Below are 25,134 nucleotides of genomic sequence, written 5' to 3'. Positions count from 1 at the left end.
AACAACATGAAACACGTTTACATTGGACTACTTTTGCTCGCGACACCCGTTTACACATATGCAGATGCATCAGCGCTATTTGCAGATGAAGCTGGTCAATTGATTGCCGATCCAAACGACAAAACCGCCATCGGTGTATCTAATGCGGCAATCGAAACAATAAGTGGCGAAAGTTCAGCAACTCTAAAACTCTCAAAAGCACTTGAAGACAAAGTATTCTCCTTTGCATTAAATGCTCCAATTAACAAAGGTGGTGACACCTCACTATTTACTGTCGAAAGTGGTCTAAAGGACTACACCTCAATGACATTGGAGGCCACCTTTTTATCGATGCCTAAGTTTCGTGACAAAATCAGTGGTAGGGAAATACATGAGGCATGTACGACGCTAAGGAAAGACTTAGAGTTGGGAGGTGATGGTGCTTGTGACCTAATTGCTATTCGAGATTCTCTGACGAAACACCCTGAAAAGGGTACGGAGATAATTATGGCACTTAGGCATTTAACCGAACCTACGTGGTTTTATGGTCTAAGCGCTACAGGAGGATATAAAAAGTTCACCTATTACGAGTCTGTCGATGCGACTACAACTACAGACTCAGATAGATATGCTTGGAATGCTGGCTTTCATTTTGGTCAAAAACGCTTATACGACTACACTTGGCGTATTGATTACAAAGTAGAATCAAAACATGAAGATTCAGAGCCTGGTATTTATTGTCATGAACTTTCAACGAAATGTATTCAAGGTGTTTTTGGTGATCCATCCAAAGAATATACTCGCTATGCATCACTTACCTATAAAAAAACTTTTGGCGGCACAGGTACAAAAGCCATTAAGTTTGAAGCCAAATATGATTTTGAAAAAGAATCTTGGAGTGCCGAACTCCCATATTATTTCTTTGGAGCACCATTTAAATTGAATGGTGGAGTAAAGCTTGCTTGGTCAGATCTCTCAGGCCTTAATTTAGGTTTGTTTATCGGTCAAACATTTTCAATTGATTAAGATAAGGAATTAACATGAGTACTTTGATGACTCTGAAGTCTAAAGAAGACATACAATCTTTTAAGGCATCCTTGGAAGATATGCTTGAGCAAATTAATTCAGTACCAGACGCCGAAACATTAAACATTTCAGTTCCTGAATCTGATGATGTATTCATCGCACCACTCAACCCTTCAGGCGGAATAAGCGGTAAGTTTGTTCCCCAAATAGTTGGTGGTTGGCCAGACCTAAATGGTGATGGAGTTCCAGACAATATTCCGGCTCCTATGATACCGTATGTCAGAGTAATCATGTCATTGCAAACTCAAAATGCACACTTGGCTTCTGAACTACTAGAAGCATCTATTAGCAGGTCACGTCTTGACAGATTTGAGCACTCGTTACTATCAAATGATGTGCAATTCAATATACAGTCACTCAGCAAAAACAATTTGTAAATAAAGTAGATAATCATGCTAGTCCAAATAGCCCATCAACTAAATATAGGCTGAAAACAAACTTTGTTAACGACCTGCGAACTACATAATAGTTAGCCGATATTCGTATGCTGTAAGTTTTTTCTTTTAACTAGGTACATATCAAAAAAGGGGGCAATATGAGAATCGTACCGCTTAGAAAGCCAGAACACGTTACACTTACAGCGAAACAAGCAACGCAGCAGCTTGAATTGAAAAAGAAAAGTGCCGAGTTACTCCTAACTAAGTCGTTAACGAGTCCATTCGATAGAGTGACCTCTGATTTAAACCTTAATGAATTGTTCTCAACTACATCATCAATAAGAAATACCAAAAGTATCGGTGATTATTTGTGCTTAACTACAAATTCTCAACTTGTAAGTGATGAACATGGTAAAATAGCAGATATCCTATTAACTGTGCCTCCAGTTGACCCAGCGTACGATAGGGCAGTAGATCCTATGGATGAGCGGCACTTAACACATTTAATTAGCCTTTTATGGGGTTCTGACAGTGACCGCATGTTTACTATGCTATGTCACCCTAGTCAGATACAAAATGTAGAAACATGGTTCTCTGATTTAAGTATTCCACAAAAAAACTTCAGTATTAGCATATCAACGTTTGGATATTCCATATGGGCACAAGATGCGTATGTGGCTATGGAAGGGGAAAATGGAGAGGCAATACTGTGTGAAGGCGTTCATTTTCCACGCTATGCTGATCCAACCATTGCAGACGATGTCTCAGCGCAAACAGACAAAAACACAATGCAGTCCTATTTATACTTTCAGGGCGGGAATATTCTAGAGGTTGGCGATTACATACTAATCGGTATGGATTATATTGTAGAAAACCTAGGGCGTGCGCACCTTGAGACTGAAGAAAAAGTTCTCTCGGCATTTGAAGCGACATTTGGAAAAGAAATAATAGCTGTTGGGAGAAGAGAGCCGATTCAAGATGGGCATAGAATTTATTTAGGTGGCGGTCACTTTCAGCCTATTTTCCACATAGATATGTATATAACACCCACGGGTAAAAAAAGCATTAACGGGAAAGATATTGTCGTCGTTGGTAGCCCTAAGCTTGCACGAGAAGCAATAGGCGAACACTCCAAAGCAACGGATTTTGATTTTTACTTTGACGAATGCGCTGACCAAATGGCTCTGTATTTTGAAGTTGTGCGTATGCCGCTCCTCCCTACAAGAATTAAGTTTAGTGGTAACAAAGAGCGCTTTTATTATTTATCATTTAATAACGCACTTGTTGAAAACTATGGCGAAGTATCAAATGTATATCTTCCATCATTCTCGCAAGATGTAACTGAATATTTAGAAAGTAATAATGTTGAAAGTTATGAAGGCGACACAGTTAAACGAAAACTGCTCGATGATGCGGCTAGGTTAGCATGGGAAAACCTAGGCTATTGTGTTCATCAAATGGATGGATTAGAGGATTTAGCGATTGGATGGGGATCGGTTCACTGTATTACAAAAACTCTTAAACGTAACTAAAACAAGCATTAGAAGGATCTGTGAAGTTCCGAATTAAGACCAGAAGTGCGTGGCCACGACTATACTTATGTTACAAACGATTACAGTTATTAATTAAATCTATGATTAGAAGAACCAACATACCCGATAGCCAAGTTAATTCATTTTCTTCTTTGTTTAATGGAGCCAGCCTGAAGCCAGATTCAATATTTTCAGCGTGTATGAGTTTATTGCGAGCAAAATAAGCATATTTAATGCGTAACGTCGCTGCCAGGTGTGGATCATTTACCGTTCTTTCGTGCCTTTTCAAATGTTCAATGACATCTTCAAAATAGCCTTTTTCTTTGAGATTAGATTCGCGAACCCCGAGCGTGTCGCTAGCAATCTTAACAAGACGATGATCCTCATTCCACAGTACAAAATCTCTAAAAGCGTCAGTCTTTTTGATCGTCGAGAAGTTATTTTGAATGAATTTAATCCATCTAGTATTTTCCCGAATTTCGGATACTGAAGTCTTAGAAACTCTGTTTAGAATAAGTTAGTAGTAGGCCGAATTTTCGATTAAGTCCTTTTTGATGTATTTATGACATGAAAAGTCTGTCGTAGAACTACCAATCGCCTTATATATGGTATTAAAAGCCTTCCATTTATTTTCGAAAGTTGCATTTTTACTGCCAGCGTAAAGGGATTTGATAAGATACGTTATGCTGAAAAGATACCCGTGTGCTTTTTCTCCTTCAGAGAAAACCAGTTTAAGAGCCTCTAAATCTATCATTTTCAGCACAGACAAGTCTGCACTAGCGCTGACAGCCTGACGAATATCACTTTTCCGCAGAATTTTTCAGCTAACTTTTTTTACCAAATCTCTGTACTTTTATACTTTCAATCTGCCATGGCATTTGGGTGGCGCAGTAATAATACACAAGAGCCTTTGTTATTTGACGATACAGTGCACTTTGGGGATTAAGAAAAATCCCTTTCAAATCGATGATACTAGAACGTTTAGCAACGATCTCTATTTTGTTTTCTCTGATTGTAAGCTCATCAAAGTACGACCGAGATTGAGGATAAGGAACTTTTCCTTTTCCAACAGTAAATGTGATGAGTCAGAATTCATATCAATAGTAATCTGATAAATGTTGGTTCTTGTGTTTCTTACTGAAGTCATTTCCTATTCCGAAAGTCTTGACAATCTAAAAAACATAACTTTAAAAACCTGTCGACATAGTTCCCATTTAATAAATTTTATATTCAATGTTTTTTTTCAGGAAACAATGCTTTCAATTTCGCTATCATTTCTTGACCTTTTGCTAATTTATCGCCACCACCCATAGAATTGTACAAATCTAATACCTTTCTAAACGAATCTTGAATTGATTCTTGAGTTATGTCTTTCGGCTCAATATTTGAAAGTGCTCTAAATCCTGGATATTTATTGTCAGTTAACTCAGATGCAACTGCATAAGCTATGTAGAACTTTATATTATTTTTATCAGATGTAGTTAAATCGTCTTTAGACCTTAAAAAACTCTCAATCTTTTTACCCAGGAGCGCAGCAATGTAATATGCTTTTACATCGTTGGTTTTATTGTACAACTTTTCATACGAAGAATTATCCTCTAAAAGAGTTGAGGGTCTAGCACGAGCAAAGTCGGGCTTTTGCATAGTGATTGCCATTACACACTGAGCTAAAAACGGAAGACTGACTATATCAGCAGGCTTTTTACCATCGTTTTTGTAGAAGTTCTTTCGCCTATCATAAAATAGCCCTCTGGGCTTAAAATAGTCTTCTATATCACGATGAATCGCATCTGTAGCTCTTAAAGACGCTTTAGGTATTGGTGTCTGGCTGTTGGTTGCCCTAATAATTTTATCCCTACTCTCTTCATTTTCAGGAACAATCACACGAACCAGTAGACTTCTATTGTCATCATGAGATTTTTCACTGGCAAAAAATCTGTATAATTCTGTAGAAGTTTGTAAGCCGTTCACGATCTCTGGATTATGGATAATTAATTCCTTTCCACCAGGTGCTGAAACGTCATCGGCCAATATAGTTACTCCATTATTCAACCACCAAAAGTCTTCCTTTGAATCTTTAGTTTCTAAAGTCGACTTAATGTCTAAATTGACATTACTTTTTCCTTGGTAATCTCGAACATTAGCTTCAAATATATTGCGAATAATATTTCCTTCACTATCTGTAATAAATCTATTAAAGTCACTCAGTCTTACCAATGATATAAATACTTTCCCCTGAGATGATAGAGGGGTTTCTGCTAACTTAAGACTAAACACCTCATTTTCTTTTTTGCGATATATTTCTAATAACTCAGTCGCACCAACTGTTTCGAATGTTACTTCTGATTCAGTTAAGATTTCGGAAACATCAGATTTCAACTCATCTATCTGCGCTTGGACATTTGGGTGAACATCGACACCTTTTGAAGCATAAAAAAACTTAACTTTTAGCTTAGGCTTTTTTGTTATTAGTTGAAGATAAGTTTCCTTAAAATTCTGAAATTTTGACAATACCACGTCGTTGTAACGCCCTTTAAAACTTTCAGCTTTAAATTCTAGGTCTAGTAGGTTCTTGCTTAACTTAACGAGTTTCAAAATCACATCTTCTCGAAATGATTTCTCATTCTTACTTTGTATGATAACAAGTTCGATAACTGCATTTCTTTTATAATTATCTTCTATTTCGCTATCTTCATTTATTAAATCACCGTTAACAAATAAATATATAGAATCAGCGCCACCATCAAGAGATGAACCGCAAATACCATCCTCAATCTCATCATAGCTAAGATCATAATTCCTTAAAAGCTGAGAAGAGCTATAAAATTCAAAGAAACTATCTTCGGTCTTGTAATCAGCGTAATTCTTATGCTCTTGTTTAATGATTTGATCAATCAGTATTTGATCATTCTTTGACATGCTACGAATCCATCCCTTAAGTTGTAATATTGAAAGGTCGGCAACACCTTTATGGAAGACATTGTGGTTAACTATATTCTAATTTCCACATTTTCCACTCTCACATGAAAAGTTCTAAAAATCAAGTATCTACACAACAATAGAAGAAAGCTTGTACTAAAAGCAACTTTTCATTGCTCGTACTTAAATGTACTGATTACTAAGTTAAATAGTAAGAAGAATCAAATTCTAAGCCGAGAGTCTATCACCAGAAAAGACCTATAAAACCAAGCTAATTGAGGCGAATAAACTCGTTAACGAAGAAGAAGCCTCGGAAAAAGCGTTCAAAGTAGCGATATTTGCCCAGCATTTAAAATGCTAAAACAACAATCGCACGTTGAACCAATAAGCAAATCAATAAATTACCTCCCTAAGAATGGCTTGTGCCACTCAGAGCATATCTTAGTGCCATGCCAAGTGTCGTGACTCCTCAGGCGACCAGCCAAGAGCAAGAATTTGATAGGTAAGGCTTGAATGAACTCACAAATGATTAAACCTAGATCCCCTCAACTTCACCGATTTTAGGATAGATAGGAAATCAAAAAAGACTAGGCCTAGCGAAATAAAGTAACTAAAAGGCGAACCACTCGGTTCGCCTTTCAAATTAATAAAGCTCTAGCAGTAGCGCTGCTAACCCCCCCTACTCCTCAACATAGCTCTCAATGCTAGGGCAAGAACAGATCAGGTTACGGTCGCCGTAAACATCATCAATACGGTTAACCGTTGGCCAGAATTTGTTTCTGTGTACTTCTGGTGCTGGGTACGCCGCTAGCATGCGGTCGTAGCTGCGGTTCCAGTCGCTGTCACAGATGTCAGCCAATGTGTGCGGTGCATTGTGTAGCGGGTTGTCAGTGGCATCCCACTCACCGCTTTCTACTTTCGCAATTTCTTGGCGAATGCTAACCATGGCGTTGATGAAACGGTCTAGTTCGTACTTCGCTTCCGACTCGGTTGGCTCAATCATAAGCGTACCCGCTACTGGGAAGCTCATAGTTGGCGCGTGGAAACCGTAGTCGTTTAGGCGCTTCGCAATGTCTAGCTCTGTTACACCACTTGCTTCTTTAAGCGGGCGAAGGTCAATAATACACTCGTGGGCTACGCGGCCATTGTTGCCTTTGTAAAGCACTGGGAAGTGCCCTTCTAGTTTCTTAGCCACATAGTTAGCGTTAAGAATTGCTACTTCTGTTGCACGGCGAAGGCCAGCGCTACCCATCATTTTGATGTACATGTAGCTAATAGGCAGAATTGACGCACTGCCCCATGGCGCTGCCGATACTGCACCACAGTCTTTACCTGCGGTTTCTACGTTAACAACCGTGTGGTTTGGTAGGAATGGTGCAAGGTGCGATTTAACACCAATTGGCCCCATTCCTGGGCCACCGCCACCGTGTGGAATACAGAAGGTTTTGTGTAGGTTAAGGTGCGACACGTCTGAACCAATGAAGCCAGGTGACGTAATGCCCACCTGCGCGTTCATGTTCGCGCCGTCCATGTAAACCTGCCCGCCGTGTTCGTGAACAATGTCACAAATCTCGCGCACGGTTTCTTCATATACACCGTGGGTAGACGGATACGTGATCATGGCGCACGATAGGTTGTCACCCACTTCTTCTGCTTTCTTGCGAAGGTCGTCAAGATCTACGTTACCTTTGCTATCACACGCTACTACTACCACTTTAAGGCTAACCATTTGCGCAGACGCAGGGTTAGTACCGTGGGCAGAGCTTGGAATTAAGCACACGTTTCTGTGACCTTCGCCACGGCTTTCGTGGTAACGCTGAATAGCCAATAGGCCTGCGTATTCACCTTGAGCGCCTGAGTTAGGCTGCATTGAAAGCGCGTCGTAACCTGTTACGTTAATTAACCACTCGCTAAGCTCGGCAATCATTTCTTGATAGCCCGCTGCTTGGTCTAGTGGCGCAAACGGGTGAAGCTGACCGAATTCAGCCCATGTTACTGGGATCATTTCAGCCGTTGCGTTTAGCTTCATGGTGCACGAGCCCAATGAAATCATTGAGTGGTTAAGCGCCAAGTCTTTGTTTTCAAGGCTCTTGATGTAACGAAGCATCTCTGTTTCAGAGTGATACTTGTTAAACACTTCGTGGGTTAGGAAGTCGCTAGTACGTACTAAACCTTCTGGAATAGATTTTACGTCTTGCGTGGTTACTTCTGCATCTAAACCTTCAACAGTAAGGCCGTGCTCTTCACCAAGCAGTACGTCGAACAGCGCAACAATGTCTTCGCGTGTGGTGGTTTCGTCTAGCGACACACCTACCGCACCTTCAAGGTCAGCACGTAGGTTCATGCCTTTTGCGTAGGCTTTTGCTAGTACGTCTTCTTTGTTGTCTACCATTACGGTTAGCGTGTCGAAGTACGTGCTGTGCTTAAGGGCTACACCTTTCTGGTTCAAACCAGTAGCAAGAATGTCGGCGAAGCGGTGAATGCGCTCAGCAATAGTTTTAAGGCCTTGAGGGCCGTGGTACACCGCGTAGAAGCTTGCCATGTTGGCTAGCAGCACCTGCGCTGTACAAATGTTCGAGTTCGCTTTTTCACGGCGAATGTGCTGTTCACGGGTTTGTAGCGCCATGCGAAGTGCTGGGCGACCACGAGTGTCTTTACTTACACCAATAATACGGCCAGGTAGTGAACGCTTATAGCTGTCGCGTGTAGCAAAGAATGCCGCATGTGGGCCACCATAACCCATAGGTACACCAAAGCGCTGTGCACTACCAAGTGCAACGTCTGCACCTAGCTCGCCAGGCGACTTAAGCATTACTAAGCTCATTAGGTCAGCGGCTACTGCCACAATACCTTTTTTCGCTTGTACTGCAGCAATGATGTCGCTGATGTCTTTAACTTCACCGGTAGAGGTTGGATATTGAAGTAGCGCGCCGAAAACGTCGTGTTCAGCTGCTTCTTCTGCCGCACCTTTGATGATTTCAAAACCAAACATTTCAGCGCGAGTTTCAACCACATCAACCGTTTGCGGGTGAACGTCGTTAGCAACAAAGAACGCATTCGCTTTTTTGTTCTTAGATACACGCTTAGCAAGGCCCATGGCTTCTGCTGCCGCTGTACCTTCGTCAAGTAATGACGCCGAGGCTAGCTCTAAGCCAGTTAGGTCAATAGTTACTTGTTGGAAGTTAAGAATGGCTTCCAAACGACCTTGGGCAATTTCTGGCTGGTAAGGCGTGTACGCTGTGTACCAACCTGGATTTTCTAGTACGTTGCGAAGAATAACGTTTGGTACGTGAGTATCGTAGTAACCCATACCAATGAAAGAACGGTTAATTTTGTTCTTTTGTGCAACGGCTTTAAGTTCACTTAATGCTTCAACTTCTGTCGCCCCTTCACCACATTTTAGTGGCTCTGGTAGCGCAATACCTGCCGGTACAGTTTGCTCAATTAAGTCGTCTAGTGAGCTTGCACCAATAGCAGACAGCATTTCTTCAATTTCGCCTTTACCCGGGCCAATGTGACGGCGGATAAAAGTATCTTTTTGCTCTAGTTGAGCCAATGTAGGGGAAGTATTCGACATAACGTTGTTAAGCACTCGTAATGGTTGCCGCAAGGGCGCGTTAAATCTTTAAGTTAAAAAGGGGCTGAATTATCTTCATGCCCCTTTTCAAATTATGGTTCTTTTAAAACTGCGTAACGAATTACTCTTCGTCGATGCTGTTTTCGTAGCCTTCAGCGTCTAGTAGACCTTCTACTTCTGCCGCATCGTCAGCTTTAATTTTGAATAGCCAACCGTCGCCGTACGGGTCAGAATTAACTAGTTCAGGTGAATCTTCTAGGTCTTCGTTAATCGCTACAATTTCACCTGAAATTGGCGCGTAAACGTCAGACGCTGCTTTTACCGATTCAGCAACACATACGTCGTCGCCAGTGCTTACTGCGTCGCCAACATCTGGCAAATCAACGAAAACCATGTCGCCAAGTAAGCCTTGTGCGTGCTCAGAAATACCTACAGTGAAAACACCGTCTCCATCAGGGCGAACCCATTCGTGCGTAGCGGCATAGCGTAAATCAGTTGGGATGTTGCTCATAATCGTTCCTGTTATTCTCTGTTAACTTATAAAACACTTTTTCCATTGCGAACAAAGGAGGGCTTAACCACTTTTACTGTAACCCACTTTTTGCGCATTTCCACTTCTACTGTTTCACCAACATCACTTGGTACTCGTGCCATCGCAATCGAGTGACCTAGAGTTGGAGAGAACGTACCTGAAGTGATAACGCCTTCGCCGCTTTCTGTTTTCACTTTAAGACCGTGACGCAGCACGCCTTTTTCAGTCATCACCAAGCCTACTAGCTTGTCGGTACCCGCTTCGCGCTGCGCTTCTAGTGCTTTACGCCCTACGAAATCACGATCAGCCGGTTCCCATGTAATTGTCCAGCCCATGTTGGCGGCTAGTGGTGATACGGTTTCATCCATATCTTGGCCGTACAAGTTCATGCCTGCTTCTAGGCGAAGTGTGTCGCGAGCACCCAGGCCGCATGGCTTAACACCCGCGTCTAGTAGTGCTTGCCAGAAGCTTTCTGCTTGTTCAGTTGGCACCATAATTTCATAGCCTGCTTCACCGGTGTAACCTGTGGTAGCGATAAATAAATCTTCTGCTTGTACACCAAAGAATGGCTTCATGCCCGCTACCGCTTCTTTTTGCGCTGCGCTGAACAGGTTAGCGGCTTTTTCTTTTGCGTTAGGGCCTTGTACTGCAATCATGGCAAACTCAGGGCGCTCGGTGATGGTTACGTCAAAGCCTTCAGCTTTGCTCATTAACCAGTTCATGTCTTTTTCGCGCGTTGCTGAGTTAACCACTAAGCGATAGTTAGTTTCGTCGAAGTGATAAACGATAAGGTCGTCTACAACACCGCCTTCTTCGTTAAGCATGCCGCTGTATAGCGCTTTGCCTTTGTCTTTTAATTTTGACACGTCGTTGGCTAAAAGGTACTGAAGATACGCTTTGGCTTGTGCGCCTTTTACGTCAACAATGGTCATGTGAGACACATCAAACATACCGGCGTCTTGACGCACAGCGTGATGCTCTTCAATTTGTGAACCATAGTTAATTGGCATATCCCAGCCGAAGAAATCGACCATTTTCGCACCGGCTTCTAGGTGCTTTGCGTGTAGGGCGGTGGTACTAGACATTCCACTTACTCTTTTTAATTTGAAAGGTAGAAAACGAGATTGAGTATAGTGAGCTAGCGTTTATGCAACAAATTGGAAATTTTTATCAATACATTTAAAAAGCAAATGTATTAATGCAACTGGATTAGGAATACAAATATAAAAAGCCCCGTACACAAGTTGGTAACGGGGCTTCTGATAAGAGCGGAAACAACAATTTTTATTATAGCGAGATCGTATCCATAAGCGCTTGCGCATCTTCGATTGGTGTTTCTGGGGTATATTGCGTTGGAATTTCCGTTTGCTTTATCCAATCACGCTCCCAGTTTATCAGCGCTTCCTGCAGCGCAGCATCGTCAAACGGCGTTTGAGTTTCCTGGGAGATGCGGTACGCAGATAAGTACATTTTCCAGCGTGGCAGATAATAGTCTTTGTACATACCCTGCCAAGCTTTAGACGCATAATCTTTCAGCTTTGGTCCGCCCCATTGCGTTACTTGCAGGCGCGCATTATTTACGTAATAAGCAGACTCTTGCTCAGTCTCACCATAAGCTGAGGCGTCACTTAACCACGTGTGCAGGCTTTCTTGATGAAACCCTAGCAAGTTGTCTAGCTTAGTGATGGCAACGTCAATTGAGGCCATAAGTTCGTCGCCACGTTCGAAGTCTTTTGATGAATACGCGTTAACCACCTCTTGCAGCATAAGGTCAACATGCAAAGACACTGCATGCTTCACAAAATCGACAATATCGTACTGATATAGGTACGCATTATCCATCGACGGTGCCAGCTCAATTAGCTGTGAGATACCATCGTCTAAGGCCATTAAATTACCCGGGTGCCCATCAAAGTTTACAATGTCGATTGTTGGGCGCTTAAACAGCAAGTACGCGCCAGCTGAGCCTTCCCACCAGCGGCTTTTCCAATAGCTTACAGAGAACACTCCTTTTATCACCTTTTCCCATGCTGCGATAAGTTCGGGTGAAGTCTTTCCATAGCGCGCTTTAGTATAATTTGCTAGCCACTCTTTCATATCGGGCTTGGCGTTCCAAGGCAAATCGAACAGAAATTCATAGGCCACAGAATTGTTATGGAGCCCTTCGGGAAATACACCAAACCCGGTCAGCGCACCTTTTTTATCAGAGTTTGTCACCACGTCTAGCTGCTCGACATAGTCTGCGAAGTCAGCATAAACAGGATCTGAACCTCCATAGTTATGAATGAAGCCGAATACCCACGGCTTGCCTTTGAAACCTTCTGTTCGCTGCCATACATGATATCTATCGTTTCCGATATCGTGGATCATTGCTTTTTGATCAGGAACATCTTTTAAGAAGGCTTCGATAGATGCGAGGTCCCAGAATTCTTCGTCTGCGCCAAACATCCATCCTTGCATTACCCATACAGCATCTGGTGCAACCTGAGCAATAGATTCATAAATGCGTTTTCCATAAGATGCGAGCTCAGCGTGTCGGTTCTCTTCAGAAACCGGCGGTAGCATTTCATTAAATGCGTCTGATAGGTAATAGTCCTGTACACCATAAATTTCGGTATAAAGCTCAATAAATCGCTTAGCCACTGTTTTAAAGAGGGGGTCAGCAGGGTCTAACCAATAGGTAGCATTTTCAAATCCAGTCCAGCGTGGCATTTCATAAACCTTGGCGTCGGGAAAACGCTCAACAAACGCTTTAGGTACGTAGCCACTAAACGCAGGTACAACGGGCTGCATACCCAACGCTTTCATGCGCTTGAGGATTTGTTTTTGCAATTGATGTTTTTTGTTTATCCAACTTTGCGGGAGAGGCCCCTCGTGCCCTTCGATATTCCCCATGCGTTGCCATGGCGTGAATGCTGGGCCAGAAAAGTAATCGGCTAGTTCTTTATCGGTAACGTCGAAATCCTTCCATAATGCTTGCCATACAAATTCTTGCCCTTCCATTGCTACAGGATTGTTTACTCCGTGAAGCGCCATCCAGTCTATTTCTTTCTCCCAACGCTCCCAGTCCCACCACGGTGTTGTGTAGCCGTAAGCACAAACATTTAGGTAAGTGCGTTGTGCAAATGGGGTTGTTGTTTTTGCACCATCAAAGTCTTCAAACACGTCAGGGAACGCAACCCGCTTTCCTTCCCAACTTACTGACAAAGCGCCCTGTTCTCGTAAGTATTGATAAGCGCCATACGCTAGTGCAGTATGACTATTTGCCAGCACTTCCGCTTGCCCATCAATTACATTTACTTCAAACCACTCAGGCTCTTTATCAATTACTTTAATCGTTGATATATTTTTTACTTGTCCCTGTGTAACTCGCTCTAGAACAGCGCTCACCTGAGGGTCTAACGGTTTAGATGCAACTTCTGAGACTTCTTGCTGCTGTTCGCAGCCAGCTAATACAGCAGACAAGCATAGGCACAATGCGCTTATCGAGAGTGACCACGTTTTCTTCATTGCTTAATATCCTGATAAAATCGTAAAAAAATGCTGCGGTTGCCCGCAGCATAATTGACTTAAAATGAGTACATCGCACTCAGATAATAGCTAGTGCCTATAATACTTGTCGTTTGCCACACCGGCTTCTCTTCTGTGAAATAGGCTTCTTCGTTGTTACCATTGATATTCAGTGCTCCAAAACGAAGGTTAAGTGCTTCAGTAACGTTATAGCTCAATAGAATATCAACCTGATTTCTACCGTCGACTACCCTTCCCTCGCGTGCAAAGAATGCATCAGTGTTATCTTGAACGTAAGGGCTACGGTTGTTCACTGCGACCCTTGCACTAAAGGTGTCGTTTTCCCAGTATCCGATGAAATTCCAAGTCTCTTCTGACGAATTAGTTAGCACGAAGTCTTCGCTATCTTCTGCATCGATGAAAGTATAGTTTGCTGAGAAACCGAAACCATCGATAGGTAGCAGTGCATCAAGGCTCTGGTTCCAACCTAGTTCATACCCTTTGATAGTCGTACCACTATCATCGTTATAGGTGCTGGTGATTTCATAGATGTTACCTTCTGTGTCCACACAATCTTCCGGCGTTCCACTTAGCGCAACGTCATTGTAGCTATCAGGGCAAACAAACTCAGAAACCGAACCATTCTTAATTTCTTTCCAGAAAAGGGTAAGTGCTAAGCTATTACCCTCGCCGTAGTACCACTCTAGCCCTAAGTCGGCTTGATCGGCAGTCAGCGCTTTCATGTTAGGCTGGCCAAGATCTACAGTGTAAGTACGCGTACCGAAAGAATTATTTACCGACGTTTCAGAGGCAGCAATTTGTGTGCGCGATGTCAGTAATGGACGGACTAGCACCTTGGCAGCAGCAAATCGCGCTTGTACTTCGTCTGTCAATTCAAGCACAAGGTTTACGCTCGGTAAAAAATTGTTGTAATCGTAGTCAAATGCCGTTTCGCCAATCACCAAACTGATTTCAGAGTTAATCGGGTTATCTTCACCGGTCAGATAGGTATTGATCGTCCTGTCGGTAGTTTCATAACGACCACCAATATTTCCTCTCAACGTCATTTCACCGATGTAACTTTCGAAATCAACTTTTCCGTAAACCGATAGAATATCTCGCTCTATTGAATATGAAGATTGAGCAGCGAATAAAGTTGGAACTGTTACCCCTTCAGCCACAAGCGCATCTCGGTAAGCTTGAATATCTGGCGCGATCCAGCCATGCTCTATGGACATTTGGTTGTCCAAGAAGTCAGTTACCATATAGTTAAAGTCACTCATTAACGGAAGGTCACTTGGGTCAGCATCACCAATGGCGAATCTATCCGTACGAAAAACGTCTCTATTGAATTCTTCTTTACGGAATTTTCCTCCAAAAGCAAAACCAGTGAAGAAGTCGCCTTCAAGCACGCGAATTGCGTCAAATTGAAGTGCACTTTCAGAAGAGTCCATGTATCGAGTTGCTCCGTTTGGGTACTCGTTCCTTGGCATGTCAGCAGGGTATAAATACGGGTCGGTTAGATCTTCATCCACGTTGAAGATAACGTTATTGCGATCTGAAATATCCATGTTTGCAGATACCGTAGTCGCTAAGATTACCGCTTCTTCTGCATGCACAGCCTCGCCTTTCGTGTAATGAGCTACACCGACTAAAGTCCAGTTTTCTGTCTCGTACTTTGACTCAAGCGTAAACGCTTTACTGGTAGCCTGTTTGTCCTCAGCTTGGCGATTATTTTCAAGAGTAAAGTCGTCAATACGCACTTGGTTATAAACGCCATTTACCGGCTCACCAAGTAGCGTGATATCGTCGCGATCGAACAAGAAAACCTGCTGGTTCAAATCTTGTACCGTATCGTCATCAGCATAAATTGCGGTAAACGTTGTTTCGAAATTATCGCTAGGACGCCACTGTACTGCGCCGTTCATCAAATAGCGTTTGGTTTCGCGGTCAATACGGCGGTAACGCGGACGTCGAGGAATATCATTGCCTTCATCGTCGCTGAACCACCTACCCATCCAGAAGTTATCTACCCTGTCGTCAAGTTCCTGATAACCTGCGTTTAAAAATAATCCTACTGTGTCATCAGCAAATTGGTCGATATAGGTGATATTACCTTTGGGGGTCACATCATCTGTGGGTGAGAATTCCGAATATTGCCCCTTAACCGAAGCTACAACTTTACGCTCACTGTAGGAAAGTGGCTTCGTAGTATCGATATTAATAGTACCTGACAAACCACCAGTATCCATGTCTGCACTGGGAGATTTAATTACTGAAATACTTGAAGCTAGCTCAGACTGTATAATGTCGTAACGAAAGCCACCAGTAAAATCCGCACTCGCCATAGTTTGGCCATTCACGGTAGTTCTGGCATATTGCGAGCCTAAACCGCGAACACTGATTGTAGAACCTCTACCGTTAATATTTGATATCTGTACGCCAGGGATTCGCTGGATTGCTTCAGCAATGTTCTCTGTAGGAAACTTTCCGATATCTTCTGATGTAATAATGTCTGCAACTTTCGTTTCATCGCGTTTTAGTGCCGCAGCTTGGACCAAACTAGAACGATAAGTAATGTCAATACGTTCAACTTCACTGTCACTTACGTCTGGGGCAGCTTGAGCAAAAACCAGTGCAGGCGAGCTAAGAATGCCTACGATAGCACTGGCGAGTAACGTTTTCTTTGGACGAGCGTTATTCATGATGTGGTTCCCATCTTCTTTGTAGTGGTTGTTGTTCAGCTTTAGGCAACCAGCTGATTAATTTTATTTCTTATTATTAACGATGATTTTTTCATCACCTGCCATTGACGCTACCAACCAATGTCAACGTTGTCAACAAAAAATAAGGAATTATTACTACGATATTGGGTAGACCAAAATATGAACTTTCAGTAAGACGAAAACGCTAAACTACGCTTTCAAGCGAATAATTAGAAGCCGAGTCTCTTACAACCACATCAAGAGAAAACCCTTTTGAATCAACAGCATGAATATCATTGGATTTCATCATTTCAATAACCATTGCTGCAGCTGTTGCTGCAATATCAAAGTTAGGCTGGTCAATCGTAGTAAGATGAGGCCACGTTTGCATGGCGAAGGGACTGTTTTCGAAACCAACAATCGAGATGTCTTCTGGAACTTTAAGATTGTTAAGACGCGCCATAAATACAGCTCCCGCTGCAATTTCGTCGTTACATGCAAAAATGGCGGAAGGTCGTTTGGGCATGGCAAGTACTTGTTTAGTCATATCCATGCCGGATTCGAATGTAAACTCTCCATCAATGATAAAATTTTTATCAAAAGGTAATTTTGCTGCTTCATGTGCCTTTTTAAAACCTCTTACTCTCCCTAAACTAGACTCATGCGATGCATGAAAACCAAGAAAAGCAATATCTCTGTGGCCTAAATCCAGCAAATACTGCGTTATTTTAAATCCCGCATCCACGTCGTCTACATGCAACACCGGGGCTAGATTATCAGGGGGTTGCTCGCCAGATAAGATCCTGACTACTTTAGCATCTCTACTGAGTAAAAATGTAACAAGCTCTTTATTTTCGGACAATGGCGGGGTGAGAATAATTCCGCCAATCTGATTTGAACCAATCATAGCCGCAAGCTCATTGCCTACCTGATCAGAATGAGAATCGGTGGGATGAATAACTAATTCAAACCCTTTTTTTCTGCATTCAGAAATAATTCCATTTTGCATTTCAATCACATAATGGCTGTTGGGATTGTCATAAACAAACGCAAGAGAGAACGGTGCTTTACGCATTACCCTTGCTGTGTGGTTAGGCTGATAGTTCAACTGCTTTATTGACTCAAGCACTTTTTCCTTTACCGACTCACTAACATTTGGTTCTTGGTTAACCACTCGCGAAACCGTTTTAAACGATACTCCCGCTAATTTCGCGACATCCTTAATAGTTGGCTTTTTCATGAAACTCTTTTTCGGTGAAAGGTATTGAGTGTTAGAGAGAATAAAGTGAACCCCCTGTTTAAGCAAATTTCTTGGTCTTCGTAAACCAATGAATAACTAATACAATTTCATCAAGGTGCAAAAAAACAACAATGACAACGTTGACATAAGTTAAAGAAAAGGGTTAGGGTTAAACAACTGAATATAAAAAAAGCAAGAAACATGACAACAAACACGACATCTTCACGACTTCTGTCTCTCGATGTATTTCGAGGGCTCACCATAATCGCAATGATTGTAGTAAACAGTCCGAATACTTATGGAGAACTCGCGCACGCACATTGGATAGGCATCAACTTTGCCGATTTAGTGTTTCCTTTTTTCATTCTCATTGTGGGTGTAGCAATTAGTTTGGGGTTCAAGAATATTGATTCATCTTCACCACAATTGACCAGTATTTTGAAAAAAGTGTGGAGAAGAGGCTTTACGCTCATTGGGCTCGGGCTCGTTGTTAATTTGTTCTATACCCACTTCGAACAAATAAGGTTACTAGGCGTCTTACAGCGAATTGGCATTGTTTATATTGCCTGCTGTTATCTTGCAATTTACTGCAAACCAAAGAGCGTGGTTAAAGTGGGCATTGGTATCTTGCTTCTGTACTGGGTATTTATTCTATTGGTTCCTGCCCCGGGCCTCCCTAGCGGGCATCTTGCTCGTGGAGAAAACATTATAAACTGGTTCGATCAATTTGTACCGGGTATGCTGTGGCGTGGTACTTGGGATCCCGAAGGTCTGCTCAGTACTTTTCCTGCCATTGTTACCGGTATTATGGGTATGCTCATTGGCCAGATTATAGTTAAAGGCAAGGACAACTTACCTACCACGGTGATGAATTTATTTGTATTCGGCTTTGTTACTTTTTCTCTAGGATGTATTTGGAGCCTAGGTTTTCCTTTCATCAAACAGGCGTGGACCAGCTCATTTGTATTAGCCACCGGCGGCATAGGCGCCATGATATTGGCCTGTATGATGTGGTACACCGATATTAAAGGCTTCAGAAACGGTACTCAAATAGCCACCATCTTTGGGGCTAATGCGATCACCGCATATATCCTGCACGTAATCATAGAGAAGCTACTTGATTGGGAAATCGCCGGTGTATCCGTTCACAACAGCTACACCACATTTATGTCTGATATGGGAGCAAGTGATTTTATAAGTGCAACGTTGTGGGTCATTCTGTTTCTCAGCGTTTGTTTTATTCCTGTATATGTCCTCTATCGCAAACAAATTTTCGTAAAGATTTAAGGTGGAATCTGTGACTCAGAATTACTTTGTAGGCGTTGATGGCGGTGGCACTAAATGCAAAGCGCGACTTGAAAACGAACAAGGCGAATTGCTTGGCGAAGGATTGTCAGGTCCATGCAACCCTGCTCAATCAGCCGACACCGCGTTCGCATCAATTATCGAAGCTACGACACTGGCATTAGAGGCAGCCTCAATGTCAGCGACGAAAATAAGCAACCTTAATGTATGTCTAGGTCTTGCAGGTGTAAACGTTACGCGTTATCGAGAAATTGCACAGAGTTGGATATTTCCATTTAAACGTACACACATAACCACCGATCTACACATTGCTTGTTTAGGCGCTCATGCAGGTCAAGACGGCGCAATTATAATAACTGGAACCGGTAGTTCAGCACTTGCAAGCTTGAGTGGCAACTTAACAAGTATCGGTGGCCACGGTTTCCCTTTAGGCGACAAAGCGGGAGGCGCATGGCTTGGCCTGCAGGCCTTGCAATACACCCTTGAAGCACTCGATTCCTTAGTACCTTCGTCTCGGCTCGTTACTGATATGTGCGAAGCTCTTGGTACAGACGACCCTCAAGCGATAGTCGGTAAGTCGCTGCACTTCAAGTCGAGTGATTTCGGTAAGTTTGCGCCAATTGTTGTGAAGTGTGCTAATGGCAGTGACCCCATCGCTCTTAATATCGTGAACGGAGGAAAGCAATACCTTACAGGTGTCATTTCTCAACTTGAGGAACTCGGCGCTAAACGCATTTCAATGATTGGTGGCTTATCTTCGCAATGGGCAGAGTGGCTACCTGACAATATTCAGCAACGTTTACAACCCGCGAAGTGTTCACCTGAATTTGGTGCAATTTCATTAATAAAAGACCTGGTAAAGGAGTGTTAATATGGCTTATGTGACCAAAATGGCGTCTGAAGCAGCAGAAACGCCACAAGTGCTGAAACGACAGCTAGACAACAATAGCCATGTATATAACAAGTTATCTGAAGAGATAGAAAAGCACGATCCAGAATTTGTGTATATTATTGGCCGCGGTACCTCAGACCATGCCGGCGTGTTTGGAAAATATTTGATTGAAACTGAAATGGGGCTGCCTGTTGCTTCTGCCGCGCCATCGGTAAACAGCGTTTTCGGCAAGTCCCTTCGATTAAATAGAGCCCTGGTTTTTATCATTTCTCAATCGGGCAGAAGTCCAGATATACTTGCACAAGCCAAAATGGCAAAGGAAAAAGGTGCGCTTTGTGTTGCGCTGGTAAATGACGAGTCATCACCAGTTAAAGATATTGTAGACATATTTATACCACTTTGTGCCGGGCCAGAAATTGCCGTTGCCGCCACCAAAAGCTATCTGGCGACCTTGTATGCGTTATTAAGCATTGTTGCAAATTTCACTAAACGCAAAGATCTTCACGAAGCTTTACTTGCCCTACCTACACAATTAGAGTCGGTAATAACTTCCCCCTTTGTACTTACCGCAGAGCACTTAGCTCCGCTTGAACGATGCGTTGTACTAGGCCGCGCTTTCGGTTACGCCATATCCAGAGAAATAGCGCTTAAAATGAAAGAAGTCTGTGGAATACAGGCTGAGGCTTTCAGTAGCGCGGAATTTCTTCACGGGCCCATATCCCTTCTAAACCGCAAAACAGCTATTATCGATGCCCATATTCCTGACGCTTCAAGTGCTGTACATAAGTCACAAATTGAAGAAGTGATCCGCAGAGGAGCACAAGTTTTCCCTTTATTTGAGGTACCATTGGATGTGCATCCTCTCACATCGGCGCTCATTGTTATGCAACGTTTTTACTTAGATATTGAAAAAGCTGCGCGCGAGATGGATATGGACCCTGACAGTCCTATCGGACTTAAAAAAGTAACGGAAACCCTCTAGCAATGAAATCTTATTTTGCCAAACTCCTTTTTGACGGCTTTTCATTTCATTCGAACGTGCGCTTTGAAGTGATTAACAGCCGAGTGACCGCTATCTGTTCGAACAGTGTGGATGATAGCAATGCTGAGGTCATCCATGAGCTAGTCATACCCGCCATGGTAGATGTTCAAGTAAACGGTGGAGGCGGCGTTCAGTTTAACGAAACGCCCACACTGTCTACGCTTCAGCAAATGGCAGAGGCCTTTTTAAAAGTGGGTACGGGCAGCTTAATGCCAACCATTATCACTGACGACATCGACGTTATGAATAAAGGCGCTGATGCTATAGCGTTAGGTCACAAAAGGGATCCAGGCGCTATCCCAGGTGTCCACTTTGAAGGGCCTCACCTCAGCACAACCAAAAAGGGCATGCATAGTTCAAAGCACATCCGCTCACTGAGCGACAAAGAGTTGGCCTTATTTACTCGAAATGATCTTGGTAAAGTAATTGTCACGCTAGCACCAGAAACGGTCTCGCCCTCAGATATTGAGACGCTAACCAATGCAGGCGTAATTGTGTCTATAGGCCACACTAACGCCACCTCTGACGATTGCTTTGCCGCTTTTGATGCGGGGGCTACCGGTGCTACACATCTTTTCAATGCCATGTCACCGTTTACCAGCAGAGAGCCTGGTGTGGTTGGGGCCTCACTTTACAGAGATGACGTCTATTGCGGACTAATCGTTGACCATCATCACGTTCATCCTGTGTCAGCGTCATTAGCAATAAAGCTCAAAGGTGATGAACGCTTAATGTTGGTAACTGACGCTATGGCGCCGGCCGCGAGTGACGTCGACCACTTCGTCTACCAAGGCGTAAAAGTCATACGTAAAAATGATACGTTACGTCTTGATGACGGTACGTTAGCGGGTTCGCTATTAACGATGGAGAAAGCTATCCAGCATACGCATTTCGACCTAAGCATTGATCTGCAAGCAACACTGAAAATGGCAACGTCTACCCCTGCTTCATTTATAAAAAGCGAAGCGAACATTGGAACGTTACGCACAGGCTCTTTCGCTAATTTCATAACGCTAAATAAAGACTTAAGGGTGACACGCTGTTGGCGCAATGGCGAAGTCGTCCGGTAGGTATGCAGCTAATGTGCATAGCCAGGTATTCTTTTGAACAACAGATAATACGTACTCACAAAAAATTAAAATATTAAGTAAGCAATACAGTGAAATAAAAACATTATAAAAAGGAAACGTGATGCAAACTGCAGTTAAATCCCCCCCGTCGACGATACTCCCTATGGCAATAATCGGCACATTGTTTTTCGTTTTTGGTTTTATCACATGGTTAAATGGAGCACTCATCCCCTTTTTGCAAATTGTTTGCAATTTGAACGGAACAGAGGCACTGCTAATCGCGTTTAGTTTTTATATTGCGTATGTTGTTATGGCACTTCCTATGTCATTCGTGCTCAATCAATTGGGCTATAAAAACGCCATGACTTTCGGGCTTTTATTAATTGCTGCAGGATGCTGCTTATTTGTTCCTGCCGCTAAAACGCAAACATTCATATTATTCATTACAGCTCAGTTCGTCGTCGGTTCCGGTTTAACTATCTTACAAACCGCATCAAACCCATATTTAGTAAAAATTGGGCCGTCAGAAAGTGCAGCAGCAAGAATATCAATTATGGGGCTACTGAATAAAGGAGCTGGCTGGCTCGCACCAATGGTGTTTATTGCTCTTGTACTCGGAGACTTATCAGGTATCACCGAACAAAGTATCGCTGCATTGCCAGAAGCTGAGCGTAGTGCACAAATACAACAATTAGCACAAAGCCTTGTATTGCCCTACTTAGGTATGGCCGCAGCGTTAGTATTACTTGCTGTTGCGCTAAGTTTTTCTGGCTTGCCTGAATTGGACCTTGATGTTGAGGATAAAAAACTCGCTGAACACGGAAAAGGTAAAGGCTCAGTATTACAATTCCCTCAGCTAGTATTAGGTGTAATTGCACTTTTTTGTTATGTAGGCGTAGAAGTTGTTGCCGGAGATACAATTGGCCTAGCGGGCTCGCAACTTGGCGTTCCGGGAGCACTAGGGCTCACGTCATACACCATGTTTTTTATGGTCATTGGGTACAGCCTTGGTTTAGCGCTTGTGCCCCGAATTTGCACTCAGCACCAATTACTTACTCTCTCTTCAGTTTTAGGTATTGTTTTGTCAATCGGTATACCGTTCACTAACGCTGAAAGCCACGTCTTTGCAGGTTTTCTGTGGGGTTGGACAGGTATTGCAACGCTTCCTGATCCTATTACTCTTATTGCACTTTTGGGACTTGCTAACGCCATTGTTTGGCCTGCAGTTTGGCCTCTAGCATTAGAAGGGCTAGGTAAATTCACTGCTCGCGGTTCTGCACTTTTGATAATGGGTATAGCTGGGGGGGCAATTATCCCCTTACTTTTCGGATTTGCGGCTGATCACTTCGGAGTGTTGAACGCTTACTGGACAACGATACCTTGCTATGCATTTATTCTTTTCTACGCATTGAAAGGGTGGCGTCTAAGAGAATGGTAATTTAGGCGACGACTTGGTGGGTTTAACATACGCATAAGTGGTATTCTTGAGTGATGTGTTTAATAACGGTGATATCGGAACCCATCTTTAACAATGAAGCAGCTTTCTCTAGATACTTTACGCACCTTTGTTAGCGTTATTGAGCTTGGTGGCTATGCAAAGGCGGGCGACTTTTTAGGTCGTTCTCAGCCTGCTATTAGTTTGCAAATCAAAAAGCTTGAATCGCAGCTAGACCGAAAGCTGTTCACCAAAGTAGGTCAACGCCATGTACCTAGCGCCGATGGAAACTGGTTGTACCCAAAAGCGAAAGAACTGTTAGAACTTAACGACAACATTTTTAGAAGCCTCACTCCTGCACCACTTAGCGGCAGATTACGTTTAGGCATCCCCAACGAGTTTGCCTCTACCCTATTGCCTGGCCTAATTGGTGAGTTTTCAAAGCGCTACCCTGATGTATCGTTAGAGGTAACGTCTGCGCTAAGTCGCGATCTGCTTCATCCGTCTCAACGAGATCACTTCGATTTAATTCTGGCACTGGTCAATCCAGATGAAGAAACTGAGGGCGAAGTTGTTTTAGAAGATGACGTGGTGTGGGTTGGTGATACGTCTCACCCGTTAGTGGGGAATAACATTCCGCTAGTGCTAGCGCCAGATGGCTGCATGTATAGAAGCCGGGTAATTGAACAGCTAAAACAGCAAACGTTTGCTTGGAAAATCAGCTACACCAACGCCGACTTAGGCGGTTTGGTTGCCGCCATTCAACAAGGCCTTGGCGTGACTGCACTAGCAAAGTCGAGCCTACCGGCTAATTTAGCCGTACTGAACCACCCGCATCTGCCTAAGTTAGGCAAGGTCAATATTTGCCTGTTTAACCAAGACACCCAGCATCCAGTTATCAGCAAAACACTCGCCGAATTCTTCAAAGTGCGGCTAACTCAATAAAAATTGGGGGGTCAGAGTACTTTTTCTGCCCCTCGAACAGTATGCTAATTTGCGTTACCCGTCGCTTGTGATGATGTCGATAAGCTCAGCAAGCACAGTCTCTGCTTTACTGGTTTCAACTTGGCACGTGCCTGCGTTCATATGACCGCCGCCACCATATTTCAAACACAGTTCACCCACATTGGTGTTAGAGCTACGATTAGTAATGGACTTACCTATCGCAAACACCACGTTCTGCTTTTTAAGCCCCCACATTTTGTGGATAGAGATATTACAGTCTGGGTACATGGCGTAAATAACGAAGCGGTTTGTGGCGTAAATGGTCTCTTCTTCGGTTAAATCGAGTACCACAAGGTTGTCGTGTACAGTAGAGCACTTAGCTATTTGTGCCTTCGCCATTTCATTGTGCTCGTGATACAAACTTACGCGCTCAGCCACATCTTCCATTTGCAGTATTTCTTCAATACTGTGGTCTTTACACGCATCTATTAGCTTCATCATTAGCTGGTAGTTAGAGATCTTAAAATCTCTGAAACGGCCAAGCCCAGTACGCGCGTCCATAATGAAATTCATAAGCACCCAGTCGGTAGGCTCTAAAATTTCTTCTTTTGAAAACTGCGCAGAATCACCTTTATCTACCGCGTCCATCATATCTACTGAGATATTTGGGAATTTCTCAGCTCCGCCATAATAGTCATATACGACGCGCGCAGCAGAGGGCGCTTTCGGGTCGATAATGTGATTTTCGATATCGCTGGCGTTTCGCACGGTTTCGCTAAGGTGATGGTCAAAGGCTAAATGGCAGCCTTCAACGTAAGGCAAGTTAGTTGTAATGTCGTTCTCAGTGATATCTATTTTGCCGTCCTGCATGTCTTTAGGGTGCACAAACAAAATATCATCAATCATGTCTAAGTCTTTCAGTAAGACTGCGCATACTAACCCGTCAAAATCACTTCGGGTAACTAATCTAAACTTTCGCTCTGACATC

General features: G+C 43.1%; 17 protein-coding genes. 9 read left to right on the top strand and 8 right to left on the bottom strand.

The genetic code is table 11. The features are described 5' to 3' along the window. The first annotated feature begins 6 nt into the window (after positions 1–6). From ACXAGK_RS06880 to ACXAGK_RS06870, 3 genes are all read left to right on the top strand, one after another. On the top strand, positions 7–1,005 hold the full coding sequence (locus tag ACXAGK_RS06880) for a hypothetical protein (RefSeq protein WP_474855114.1): 999 nt from the start codon (positions 7–9) through the stop codon (positions 1,003–1,005). Between the two features lie 14 nt (positions 1,006–1,019). Beyond that, entirely contained in the window at positions 1,020–1,442 is a 423-nt protein-coding gene (locus tag ACXAGK_RS06875; RefSeq protein ID WP_474855112.1) for a hypothetical protein, read from the top strand. 158 nt (positions 1,443–1,600) lie between these two features. Further along, positions 1,601–2,974, top strand: a complete 1,374-nt coding sequence (locus ACXAGK_RS06870) for a hypothetical protein (RefSeq protein ID WP_474855110.1) — start codon at positions 1,601–1,603, stop codon at positions 2,972–2,974. Between the two features lie 1,230 nt (positions 2,975–4,204). On the opposite strand, the gene ACXAGK_RS06865 is transcribed toward ACXAGK_RS06870, so the two are convergent. The 7 genes from ACXAGK_RS06865 to ACXAGK_RS06835 form a co-directional block, all read right to left on the bottom strand. Further along, positions 4,205–5,893, bottom strand: a complete 1,689-nt coding sequence (locus ACXAGK_RS06865) for an AIPR family protein (protein WP_474855108.1) — start codon at positions 5,891–5,893, stop codon at positions 4,205–4,207. 679 nt (positions 5,894–6,572) lie between these two features. Beyond that, positions 6,573–9,470, bottom strand: a complete 2,898-nt coding sequence (gene gcvP, locus ACXAGK_RS06860; RefSeq protein WP_474855106.1) for an aminomethyl-transferring glycine dehydrogenase — start codon at positions 9,468–9,470, stop codon at positions 6,573–6,575. Between the two features lie 121 nt (positions 9,471–9,591). Continuing rightward, positions 9,592–9,981: a glycine cleavage system protein GcvH gene (gene gcvH / locus ACXAGK_RS06855; RefSeq protein ID WP_014979989.1), complete on the bottom strand. Its 390-nt coding sequence runs from the start codon at positions 9,979–9,981 to the stop codon at positions 9,592–9,594. Between the two features lie 26 nt (positions 9,982–10,007). Next, positions 10,008–11,087 carry a glycine cleavage system aminomethyltransferase GcvT gene (gene gcvT, locus ACXAGK_RS06850; protein WP_474855105.1) on the bottom strand — a complete coding sequence of 360 codons (1,080 nt, stop codon included), beginning with the start codon at positions 11,085–11,087 and terminating at the stop codon, positions 10,008–10,010. Positions 11,088–11,289: 202 nt separating this feature from the next. Next, the gene (locus tag ACXAGK_RS06845; protein ID WP_474855103.1) at positions 11,290–13,512 is read right to left on the bottom strand and encodes an alpha-N-acetylglucosaminidase; all 2,223 of its coding nucleotides are present in this window, start codon (positions 13,510–13,512) and stop codon (positions 11,290–11,292) included. Between the two features lie 59 nt (positions 13,513–13,571). Continuing rightward, the gene (locus tag ACXAGK_RS06840) at positions 13,572–16,217 is read right to left on the bottom strand and encodes a TonB-dependent receptor (protein ID WP_474855101.1); all 2,646 of its coding nucleotides are present in this window, start codon (positions 16,215–16,217) and stop codon (positions 13,572–13,574) included. 205 nt (positions 16,218–16,422) lie between these two features. Beyond that, positions 16,423–17,457: a LacI family DNA-binding transcriptional regulator gene (locus tag ACXAGK_RS06835; RefSeq protein ID WP_474855100.1), complete on the bottom strand. Its 1,035-nt coding sequence runs from the start codon at positions 17,455–17,457 to the stop codon at positions 16,423–16,425. Between the two features lie 201 nt (positions 17,458–17,658). Here ACXAGK_RS06835 and ACXAGK_RS06830 point away from each other — a divergent pair, with 201 nt between their 5' ends. The 6 genes from ACXAGK_RS06830 (at position 17,659) to ACXAGK_RS06805 (ending at position 24,146) form a co-directional block, all read left to right on the top strand. Next, positions 17,659–18,744 (top strand): acyltransferase family protein, encoded by a 1,086-nt coding sequence (locus ACXAGK_RS06830; RefSeq protein WP_474855098.1) that lies wholly within the window; start codon positions 17,659–17,661, stop codon positions 18,742–18,744. A gap of 10 nt (positions 18,745–18,754) precedes the next feature. Beyond that, entirely contained in the window at positions 18,755–19,633 is an 879-nt protein-coding gene (locus ACXAGK_RS06825) for a glucosamine kinase nucleotide-binding domain-containing protein (RefSeq protein WP_474855096.1), read from the top strand. A 1-nt stretch (position 19,634) separates the two neighbouring features. Further along, positions 19,635–20,636, top strand: a complete 1,002-nt coding sequence (nagB-II, locus tag ACXAGK_RS06820; protein ID WP_474855094.1) for a glucosamine-6-phosphate deaminase NagB-II — start codon at positions 19,635–19,637, stop codon at positions 20,634–20,636. A 2-nt stretch (positions 20,637–20,638) separates the two neighbouring features. Then, positions 20,639–21,766, top strand: a complete 1,128-nt coding sequence (gene nagA, locus ACXAGK_RS06815) for an N-acetylglucosamine-6-phosphate deacetylase (protein ID WP_474855092.1) — start codon at positions 20,639–20,641, stop codon at positions 21,764–21,766. Between the two features lie 121 nt (positions 21,767–21,887). After that, positions 21,888–23,204 carry a sugar MFS transporter gene (locus tag ACXAGK_RS06810; RefSeq protein WP_474855091.1) on the top strand — a complete coding sequence of 439 codons (1,317 nt, stop codon included), beginning with the start codon at positions 21,888–21,890 and terminating at the stop codon, positions 23,202–23,204. A 93-nt stretch (positions 23,205–23,297) separates the two neighbouring features. After that, entirely contained in the window at positions 23,298–24,146 is an 849-nt protein-coding gene (locus tag ACXAGK_RS06805) for a LysR family transcriptional regulator (RefSeq protein ID WP_159117926.1), read from the top strand. A gap of 54 nt (positions 24,147–24,200) precedes the next feature. On the opposite strand, the gene ACXAGK_RS06800 is transcribed toward ACXAGK_RS06805, so the two are convergent. After that, positions 24,201–25,133, bottom strand: a complete 933-nt coding sequence (locus ACXAGK_RS06800; protein WP_474855089.1) for an exopolyphosphatase — start codon at positions 25,131–25,133, stop codon at positions 24,201–24,203. Position 25,134: the final 1 nt, after the last annotated feature.

The sequence above is a fragment of the Alteromonas sp. ABM1_013 genome (assembly GCF_056160505.1).
This window is presented reverse-complemented; position numbering and strand designations above follow the sequence as displayed.

Coding starts and splice junctions, on each gene's coding strand:
- ACXAGK_RS06880 (WP_474855114.1), top strand. CDS start 7: ATGAAACACGTTTACATTGGACTACTTTTGCTCGCGACACCCGTTTAC.
- ACXAGK_RS06875 (WP_474855112.1), top strand. CDS start 1,020: ATGAGTACTTTGATGACTCTGAAGTCTAAAGAAGACATACAATCTTTT.
- ACXAGK_RS06870 (WP_474855110.1), top strand. CDS start 1,601: ATGAGAATCGTACCGCTTAGAAAGCCAGAACACGTTACACTTACAGCG.
- ACXAGK_RS06865 (WP_474855108.1), bottom strand. CDS start 5,893: ATGTCAAAGAATGATCAAATACTGATTGATCAAATCATTAAACAAGAG.
- gcvP (WP_474855106.1), bottom strand. CDS start 9,470: ATGTCGAATACTTCCCCTACATTGGCTCAACTAGAGCAAAAAGATACT.
- gcvH (WP_014979989.1), bottom strand. CDS start 9,981: ATGAGCAACATCCCAACTGATTTACGCTATGCCGCTACGCACGAATGG.
- gcvT (WP_474855105.1), bottom strand. CDS start 11,087: ATGTCTAGTACCACCGCCCTACACGCAAAGCACCTAGAAGCCGGTGCG.
- ACXAGK_RS06845 (WP_474855103.1), bottom strand. CDS start 13,512: ATGAAGAAAACGTGGTCACTCTCGATAAGCGCATTGTGCCTATGCTTG.
- ACXAGK_RS06840 (WP_474855101.1), bottom strand. CDS start 16,217: ATGAATAACGCTCGTCCAAAGAAAACGTTACTCGCCAGTGCTATCGTA.
- ACXAGK_RS06835 (WP_474855100.1), bottom strand. CDS start 17,457: ATGAAAAAGCCAACTATTAAGGATGTCGCGAAATTAGCGGGAGTATCG.
- ACXAGK_RS06830 (WP_474855098.1), top strand. CDS start 17,659: ATGACAACAAACACGACATCTTCACGACTTCTGTCTCTCGATGTATTT.
- nagB-II (WP_474855094.1), top strand. CDS start 19,635: ATGGCTTATGTGACCAAAATGGCGTCTGAAGCAGCAGAAACGCCACAA.
- nagA (WP_474855092.1), top strand. CDS start 20,639: ATGAAATCTTATTTTGCCAAACTCCTTTTTGACGGCTTTTCATTTCAT.
- ACXAGK_RS06810 (WP_474855091.1), top strand. CDS start 21,888: ATGCAAACTGCAGTTAAATCCCCCCCGTCGACGATACTCCCTATGGCA.
- ACXAGK_RS06805 (WP_159117926.1), top strand. CDS start 23,298: ATGAAGCAGCTTTCTCTAGATACTTTACGCACCTTTGTTAGCGTTATT.
- ACXAGK_RS06800 (WP_474855089.1), bottom strand. CDS start 25,133: ATGTCAGAGCGAAAGTTTAGATTAGTTACCCGAAGTGATTTTGACGGG.